The organism is Frateuria sp. (assembly GCF_013362045.1).
Taxonomy (GTDB): Bacteria; Pseudomonadota; Gammaproteobacteria; order Xanthomonadales; family Rhodanobacteraceae; genus Frateuria_A.
Window position 1 is genome coordinate 1 of the sequence record NZ_JABFWW010000005.1, and the last position, 8,552, is coordinate 8,552.

General features: G+C 68.8%; 7 protein-coding genes. 4 read left to right on the top strand and 3 right to left on the bottom strand.

What is annotated here, in order from left to right:
- The 4 genes from HOQ08_RS00105 to HOQ08_RS00120 form a co-directional block, all read left to right on the top strand.
- On the top strand, positions 1-1,883 hold a 1,883-nt coding region (locus HOQ08_RS00105), incomplete at its 5' end, for a hypothetical protein (protein ID WP_291189684.1).
- A gap of 41 nt (positions 1,884-1,924) precedes the next feature.
- Entirely contained in the window at positions 1,925-2,302 is a 378-nt protein-coding gene (locus tag HOQ08_RS00110) for a hypothetical protein (protein ID WP_291189686.1), read from the top strand.
- Between the two features lie 88 nt (positions 2,303-2,390).
- The gene (locus HOQ08_RS00115; protein WP_291189689.1) at positions 2,391-2,549 is read left to right on the top strand and encodes a hypothetical protein; all 159 of its coding nucleotides are present in this window, start codon (positions 2,391-2,393) and stop codon (positions 2,547-2,549) included.
- A gap of 103 nt (positions 2,550-2,652) precedes the next feature.
- Positions 2,653-4,335, top strand: a complete 1,683-nt coding sequence (locus HOQ08_RS00120; protein ID WP_291189692.1) for a hypothetical protein — start codon at positions 2,653-2,655, stop codon at positions 4,333-4,335.
- Between the two features lie 114 nt (positions 4,336-4,449).
- Here the strand turns inward: HOQ08_RS00120 and glmS are convergent, their stop codons facing one another.
- The 3 genes from glmS to HOQ08_RS00135 all read right to left on the bottom strand — a co-directional run bounded on the left by glmS (position 4,450) and on the right by HOQ08_RS00135 (position 8,105).
- Positions 4,450-6,279, bottom strand: a complete 1,830-nt coding sequence (glmS, locus tag HOQ08_RS00125) for a glutamine--fructose-6-phosphate transaminase (isomerizing) (RefSeq protein ID WP_291189695.1) — start codon at positions 6,277-6,279, stop codon at positions 4,450-4,452.
- 80 nt (positions 6,280-6,359) lie between these two features.
- Complete coding sequence (locus tag HOQ08_RS00130; protein ID WP_291189698.1) at positions 6,360-7,730, bottom strand: pyridoxal-phosphate dependent enzyme; 1,371 nt, start codon at positions 7,728-7,730, stop codon at positions 6,360-6,362.
- Positions 7,731-7,877: 147 nt separating this feature from the next.
- On the bottom strand, positions 7,878-8,105 hold the full coding sequence (locus HOQ08_RS00135; protein ID WP_291189701.1) for a YdcH family protein: 228 nt from the start codon (positions 8,103-8,105) through the stop codon (positions 7,878-7,880).
- Positions 8,106-8,552 lie beyond the last annotated feature (447 nt).

The following is an 8,552-nucleotide window of genomic DNA, read 5'->3' on the forward strand; positions in this document are numbered from 1 at the left end:
GGGTGAACGAGGAGATCCGGGCATTCCGGCAGCTGGGTCGTAGCGAGCGCATCTTCTGCCTGCTCGTCGACGGCGAGCCCGGCGCCGGGCCGGACCACGACTGCTTCCCGCCCGCCCTCGGCCTGCCGCAGGACCAGGGCACCGGCCGTCCCGGCGCCGAGCCGGTCGCCGCGGACGTGCGCCCGGGCAAGGATGGCAAGCACGCCGCCAAGCTCAAGCTGATCGCCGGCCTGCTCGATCTCGAACTGGACCAGTTGCGCCGGCGCGAGCTGCAGCGGCGCAACCGCCGATTGACAGCGGTAGCCGCCGCCGCCTCGCTGGTGATGCTGGTGACCACACTGCTGGCGATCGAGGCCGTGCTCGCTCGCCACGCCGCCGAACGCCGCCAGAAGCAGGCCGAAGACCTGGTCGGCTTCATGCTCGGCGATCTCAACGACAAGCTCGCCCAGGTGCAGCGGCTGGACATCATGGAGGCCGTCGACGACAAGGCGATGGCGTACTTCCGCTCGCTGCCCGCGACCGACGTCAACGACGACGCGCTTGGACAGCGCGTGAAAGCGCTGGAAAAGATCGGCAGCGTGCGGCTCGATCAAGGTCGTCTGGCTCCTGCGATGGGCGCGTTCCTGGCAGCCCTGCCGCTGGCGCGCCAGCTTGCCCAGGCGGCACCCGCCGACCGCGAACGGCAGATCGCCTATGCACGGCTGCAGGCCTTCGTGGGCATGACCGAGTGGTACCGCGGCGCGCTGGACGCGGCAGCGCGATCCTTCTCGGCCGCGCAGGCCACCCTCGAAGCGATGAGCGGTGCGGCCCGCGAGGATCCGCGGGTCCTGTTCGAGCTGAGCACGCTGGACAACGACATCGGCCACGTACTCGAAGCGCATGGGCGCCTGGACGAGGCCACGGCGCACTATCGGCTCATGCTGGCCCGATGCAGCCTGCTGGCGGCGCGTCCCGCGCCGAAGGCGGAATGGCTCGAACACCTGGGCGAAGCGCACAACAACCTGGGCAAGCTTGCGCTGATGCGTGGAGACCTGTTGTCGTCGATCGCCGAATATGCCGCCGACGACCTGATCGAAAGCCGGTTGAGCCGCGCCCATCCGGAGGACAACGACCAACGCGAAAACGTCGCCCGTGTCCGCGCCATCCTCGGCCGCACGCTGCTGCTGGCCGGTGCCGACCAGCAGGCGGCCCAGGCGCTGTCGCAAGCCCTCTCCAGCGCCGAGTGGCTGCACCGGTTCGATCCGGCGCAAAGCAACTTCACGGACAAGGTGGGCTTGTACTCGACCCAGCTGGGCCGGCTGCGGCGCCTGCAAGGACAACAGGCCGCGGCAGGCACGCTGCTGGCACGCGCGATGGAGACGCTCGAGGCTCTTAGCCGGCAGGACCCGTCCAACACGAGCTGGCGGCAGGATCTGGCCGAGGCCCGGATCGAGCGTGCCGCCTGGTTGCTCGCCACCGGCAGGACGGCGGCGGCGCAGGCCGAAGCGCGTGGCTCCGCGGTCACCCTGGCCTCGCTGCTGGCCGCCCAACCGGACGAGCGCGGGCTGCAGCTCTCCAGCGCCCGCGCCTCCCTGCAGCTGGCCCGGATGCAGGGCGGGCAGGCCGCCGCACGGGTACGACGGGACACCCTCAATCGCCTTGACGGCGTACGCAGCGGCAGCACCGACGTACGCCTGGTCGCCCTTCGCGTGGAGGCGCTGCTGGCGCTGGATCGCAAGGGCGAGGCGCAACCGCTGGTGCAGCAGATGTGGCGCTCCGGCTATCGCGAGCCGGCGTTCGCGCAGCTCCTGCAGCAGGCGCACATCCCCTTCCCGCGCAATCCGGCGTTCGAGCAGCGCCTGCACGACAGCGTGCATGACGATACGCTTGCCCAGACCCGCTGAGCCGCGGACCCACCACGCCACCACTCCAACAGGAGAACGCCATGGACCATCTGCTCCGTGTCACGCTCGACAAGACGACCACACCCTGGTCGGTCGACATCGACCAGAAGGACAACGCCAACCGGGTCGATCGCAACCCGCAGCCGCAGACCATCGTCTGGGAGCTGACCGGCGATGCCGCGACCGGCCAGTTGCAGCCGCTGAGCTGGGTCGATCCGACACCGCCGGCGGGCGTCTTTGGTCCGGCCCAGGTCGCCCCGAACGGCAACCGCATGAGCATGACCGACCTCAACGATGGCCCTGGCAGCAGCGGGGACTGGATATATCGGTTGAGCGTGGTGCTCGATGGCCAGGAATACTCGACCCTGCAAACCCTTCCGGTCGGCACCAACACCAACCCTTCGATCAAGAACAATTGAACTGGTCCGGCATCACCCGGCGATAACGGCGCAGGACGTAAATGCACGGGGCGGCACGCATTAGCCGCGCGGCTCGCGGAGACCCATCATGTCGAAGCCATCACGCACTCAGGACACCACCCCACAAACGAACGATCCGGCTGTCGAACCGGACCAGGCAGTATCCAGCCCACCCGAATCGCCGGCATCCAGCGACGCGCTGCTGGCGCCCGATACCACCAGCAACCCGTCGCTCAAGAACAATTGAACACCTAGCTGGCGGTACGCAGCGGCGACTGCGCAAGCGGCAACCCATCCCAACGCGGTCCCGTGGCGCAGCGGCATATCCGGTTGACACCTCTGGAGCCTCCATGACGCCCCTGGTGATCGGCGTGACCAGCCATCGCGATCTGCCGCCCGCCGACACGCCGGCCATCCGCCGCTGCGTCCGCACGTTCATGGAGGAGCTGCGCGAGGTCTTTCCGTCCCTGCCCCTGGTCGTGCTATCGGCGCTCGCCGAGGGCGGCGACCAGCTGGTGGCCGAGGAGGGGCTGCGCCTGGGTGCGCGCCTGGTCGCGCCGCTGCCGTTGCCCACTGCGCTGTACGTCGAGGATTTCGCGGACCCGGGCGCGCGAGGCGCCTTCGAGGTCTTGTGCGGCAAGGCCGATCTGATCGTGCTGCCGACGCGCCAGGGTCATACGCCCGAGGACATCAGCATCCCCGGTTACGCCCGCGACCACCAGTACGCGCAGGCCGGCGTCTACATCGCCAGCCATTGCCACATCCTGCTGGCGATCTGGGATGGCTGCGCCTCCGACCGGCTGGGCGGCACCGCGCAGATCGTGCGCTACCACCTCGCCGGCACCCTGCCCGGCCCGCCCGGCCAGGAACGCGATCCGCGCCATATCCTGGGCGCCGGTGACGAGCGCCTGCTGTTCCACATCCGCTGCAGCAGGGCCGATGCCCCACCGGAGCAGCGCCTGCCGATCACGGCGCAGTGGTGCCATGCCTCGGCCGGCGCGCCGGAAGCATGCATGCCGGCCGCATTCCGGCTGATGTTCGAGCACATGGCCGAATTCAATAACGATTGCGTGGCGCACGGCGGCGCGATCGGCGCCGGCCCGGCACCGGCGGGACCCTGCCTGGACGCGGCCTGCAGCATGGGCATCGAATGCACCTTCCGCGAGGCGGACTGGCTGGCGGTGCACTTCCAGCACCGTGTGCTGATGGCCATGCGCACGATCTACACCCTCGCTGCGCTGATGGGCATCGCGTTCACCTGCTATGCCCATTTCGCTGCGCAAAACGAGTTGATCTACGTGTTCCTGCTGCTGTTCGCGCTGGGCACGGCAGTCACGGCCATCGCCAAGCGCCGCGGCTGGCACCGCAAGTACCTCGATTACCGGGCGCTGGCCGAGGGACTGCGCATCCAGTCGTACTGGCGCCGCGCCGGCATCTCGCTGACCCGCGACCATGCCTTCGCGCACGACGATTTCCTGCAGCGGCAGAACGTCGAGCTTGGCTGGATCCGCAACGTGATGCGCGCCGCCGTCCTGCCACCGAGCCATGCGCCCACGCCCAGCGCCCTCGCGCTGGCGGGCGTGATCGACGAATGGGTGGGCCGGCCCGGGCGTTCGGGCCAATTGCATTACTACGAGCGCAAGAGCGTGGAGTGTGCGGGCCTGCACCGGGTCACCGAAACCATCGGCGCGGTGAGCCTGTGGGGCGGCGTGTCCATCAGCGTGCTGCTGGCGATCTTCGCGCTGCGCCTGAACGATCCGGCCAAAGCCTCGCTGGTGGCTCTGATGGGCATCCTCTCGATCATCGCGGCGGTGCGCGAAGCGTATGCCTATCGCAAGGCCGACAAGGTGCTGCTCAAGCAATATCGTTTCATGGAGCGCATCTTCGGCATGGCGCGCGCGGCGCTGGATCGCACCGGCGACCCGGCCGAGCAGCGCGCGATCCTGCGCGCCTTGGGCCACGCCGCGCTGACCGAACATGCCGAATGGACGCTGATGCAGCGCGAGCGCCAGGTCGAGCACGGGCCGATGTAGTGCCGCCCACGCGCCGGCTGCGATACGACCTGCCACCTGTCACCGGCACTGGCGCACGGCCAGCTTCGTGCGCAGCCGCGACCGGACACAGGCTCCGGCCGGCTGCTTCCGGCCCTATTCGACCGTCACCGACTTGGCCAGGTTGCGCGGCTGGTCGACGTCGGTGCCGCGCAGGACGGCGACGTGGTAGGCCAGCAGTTGCAGGGGCACGGTGAACACCGCCGGGGCGATGAAGGAGCCGCCGCCGCCGACGCGCAGCGTGGCGCCGTTGGCGGTGTGTTCGTCCACTTCGGCGTTGCCGTCGGCGAAGACGATCAGGCGGCCGCCGCGGGCGCGCACTTCCTGCAGGTTGGACTTGAGCTTGTCCAGCAGCGGGCCGTTGGGTGCGACCGCGACGACCGGCATGTCCTCGTCCACCAGCGCGAGCGGGCCGTGCTTGAGTTCGCCGGCGGGGTAGGCCTCGGCGTGGATGTAGGAGATTTCCTTGAGCTTGAGCGAGCCCTCCAGCGCCACCGGGTACTGGGCGCCGCGGCCGAGGAACAGGGCGTGGTCCAGCGGCACGAACAAGGCGGCGAGCTCGGCAATTTCCGGCTCCAGCTTGAGCGCCTCCTCGATCGCGCGCGGCATGTGCGCGAGCTGTGCGCACAGGTCGGCGTAGCGCGCGTCGTCCAGGCCGCGCTGGCGCGCCAGCTGCAGGCACAGCAGCGCGAGCGCGGCCAGCTGGGTGGTGAAGGCCTTGGTCGAAGCCACGCCGATCTCGGGGCCGGCGCGGGTCATGAGCTTGAGGTCCGCCTCGCGCACCACCGAGGACTCGGGCACGTTGCAGATCGCCAGCGTGGCTAGATAGCCGCGGCGGCGCGACTCGCGCATGGCAGCGAGCGTGTCGGCAGTTTCGCCGGATTGCGAGATGGCCACGAAGAGCGTGTCCTCCGGCACCACGGTATCGCGGTAACGGTACTCGCTGGCCACCTCGACGTTGACCGGCAGCCGCGCGTACTCCTCGATCCAGTACTTGGCCACCAGGCCGGCGTGGTAGCTGGTGCCGCAGGCGATGATGTGCAGGCCCCGGATCTTCGCCAGCAGCTCGTCGCCGCCGACGCCGAAGATGTTGGGCAGCACGCCGTGCGGGCCGATGCGCGCTTCCAGCGTGTCGCTCACCGCGCGCGGCTGCTCGTGGATTTCCTTCTGCATGTAGTGGCGGTACTCGCCGCGCTCGACCGCATCGGTGGACAGCTCGCTCTGATGCACCGCGCGCTCCACCGGCGTGCCGTCCAGGCCATAGACCTGCACGCTGTCGCGGGTGATCTCCACCACGTCGTCCTCGTCCAGGTAGAGCATGCGGTTGGTCACCTGGATGAGCGCCTGCGCATCGGAACCGAGGAAGTTCTCGCCGATGCCCACGCCGACCAGCAGCGGCGCGCCGCGGCGCGCGCCGACCACGTGGCCGGGCTCGTCGCGGCTGATCACCGCGATGGCGTAGGCGCCTTCGAGCGAACGCACGGTGGCGAGCACCGCCTCGCGCAGGCCCATGCCGCCGGCGATGCGCTCCTCGATCAGCGCCGCCATCACCTCGGTATCGGTCTCGGAAGTGAAGACGTGGCCGCGCGCCTTGAGCTCGATGCGCAGGCTGGCGTAGTTCTCGATGATGCCGTTGTGCACCAGCGCCACGCGTCCGACCATGTGCGGGTGCGCATTGGCCTCGCTGGGCACGCCATGGGTGGCCCAGCGGGTGTGCGCGATGCCGGTGCTGCCAGGCAGCGGATCGGCCAGGTACAGCGCTTCCATCTCGCGCACCTTGCCCTTGGCGCGCACGCGGCGAACGGCGCCCTCGTCCAGCACCGCCAGGCCGGCCGAATCGTAGCCGCGGTATTCGAGCGCCTTGAGGCCGGCGATCAGCAGCGGGGCGACGTCGCGCTGGGCAGTGGCGGCAACGATTCCACACATGGGCGGTGCTCCTTGGGTTGTTCGGCGCGAGGAAGCGCGGATTGTTTCCGCAACTTGTTTCAACGGGCTTTCGCGCGGCCTTAGTGCACCTTGCGGCGCAGATAGTTCAGCAGGTCGATGCGGGTGATCAGGCCCATGAACTGCTCGCCGTCGACCACGATCGCCACATGCCCGCGCTCGAACACCGGCAGCAGGGCCTCGATCGGCGAATTCACGCCGAGCTTGGTGAGCGAAGTGATCATGGCGGTGGAAACCGGGTCGCGGAAGCGCGCTTCGTTCGCGTGCACGTGCATCAGCACGTCCGACTCGTCCAGGATGCCGACCAGCTGGCTGCCGTCCATCACCGGCAGCTGCGAGACGTCGTACAGCTTCATCCGCGTGTAGGCGGTCATCAGCAGTTCGTTGGGGCCGACCACCACGGTGTCGCGCTGGGCGAACGGGCGCAGCAGCAGGTCGCGCAGGTCGCCGTGCTGCTGGCGCTCGATGAAGCCGTTGTCGAGCATCCAGTAGTCGTTGTACATCTTGGACAGGTACTTGTTGCCGGTATCGCAAACCAGCGTGACCACGCGTTTGGGCGCGGTCTGCTCGCGGCAGTACTTCAGCGCGGCGGCGAGCAGCGTGCCGGTGGAGGAGCCGCCCAGCACGCCCTCCTTGGCCAGCAGTTCGCGCGCGGTGAGGAAGCTCTCCTTGTCGGAGATGGCGTAGGCCTTCTTCACCCGCGAGAAATCGCTGATGGTGGGGAGGAAATCCTCGCCGATGCCCTCGACCATCCAGCTGGCCGACTTGTCCGACAGCGTCCCCTCGTTGATGTACTGGGCCAGGATCGAGCCGACCGGGTCGGCCAGGATGATCTCGGTGCCCGGCGAATGCTTGGCGAAGTACTGCGAGAGGCCGGTCATGGTGCCCGACGAGCCGCAGCCGACCACCACCGCGTCAAGACGCCCGTCCATCTGCTCGAGGATCTCCGGCCCGGTGGTGGCGATGTGCGCCGCCGGGTTGTCCGGATTGCCGAACTGGTTGATGAAGTAGGCGCCGGGCGTTTCACGCGCGATCCGCTCGGCCATGTCCTGGTAGTACTCGGGGTGGCCCTTGGCCACGTCCGAGCGGGTCAGCACCACCTCGGCGCCCATCGCCTTCAGGTTGAAGATCTTCTCGCGGCTCATCTTGTCCGGCACCACCAGGACCAGGCGGTAGCCCTTGGCCTGCGCGACCAGCGCCAGGCCCAGCCCGGTGTTGCCGGCGGTGCCTTCGACCAGCGTGGCGCCCGGCTTGATCCTGCCGGCGCGCTCGGCGCCCTCGATCATCGACAGGCCGATGCGGTCCTTGATCGAGCCGCCCGGGTTGGCGCTTTCCAGCTTGAGGAACAGCTCGCACACGCCCGTGTCGAGGCGCTGGGCCTTCACCATCGGGGTGCGCCCGATCAGCTCCAGCACGCTTTGGTGAACCGTCATGGCGACTCCGTCGAAAGGCCGCGCGCAGGCGCTGGCGAAGCGCCGGATGATAACCGAGCCGCCGTGCACGCCAGCATCGGCGCCCCGAAAGCACGCGGCCCCAGCGCTTCCGGGGAAGGGCCAGGGCCGCGGTCGGAATCAGGCGGTTCAGTGCATCTGGGGAACGCGCGCGTCCCACATGCGCTGCAGGCGTTCCTTCGCGTGGAGCTTTTCCTTCTTCATGCCGGACAAGGTGACATCGTCGATGGGCAGCACGCCGATCTCGGCGTCATGGACCTTGCTCTTGAGTTCGCGGTGATGCTGGTAGAGCCGGCGAAACTCCGCATCGGCCTTCATGAATGCCTCGATATCGTCATGCTGGTGGTTTTCGAACATGGTCCGACCTCCTCGCGAAGATGAGCGGGCGCGTGATCGGCACGCCCGCGGGCGGATGAAGTGCGCGCACCCGCGCCCCGTGCGCTTGCGCGAAACAGGGATGAACAGAGCAGGGGGAATGGGCGCATTTTTCAGGTCAGTGAGCCAGGGGGATGGTGTACCCCGAGGCAGCCCTGACCCTACTCCCGCACTCCAGGCCACGCAAGCTGCCGCCAGAGCCCGCTTGGCGGCGGGCTTTGCACGGATCAGCCCGCTTGCGGGGCGGGCTGGAGCGGGCCAGCCGGATCAATCGCCGTCGGTGGGATTCTTCGCCTTCTTCTTTGCCGGGGCGGGTTTCGGAGGGGCGGCGCCGGTGTCGCCGCCCAGCATCTGCGAGCGCATGGCGAGGGCGGCCTGGGCGGCCAGTTCGGCCTCGCGGCGGGCCGCCCGGGCGACGCGGCACTGCGC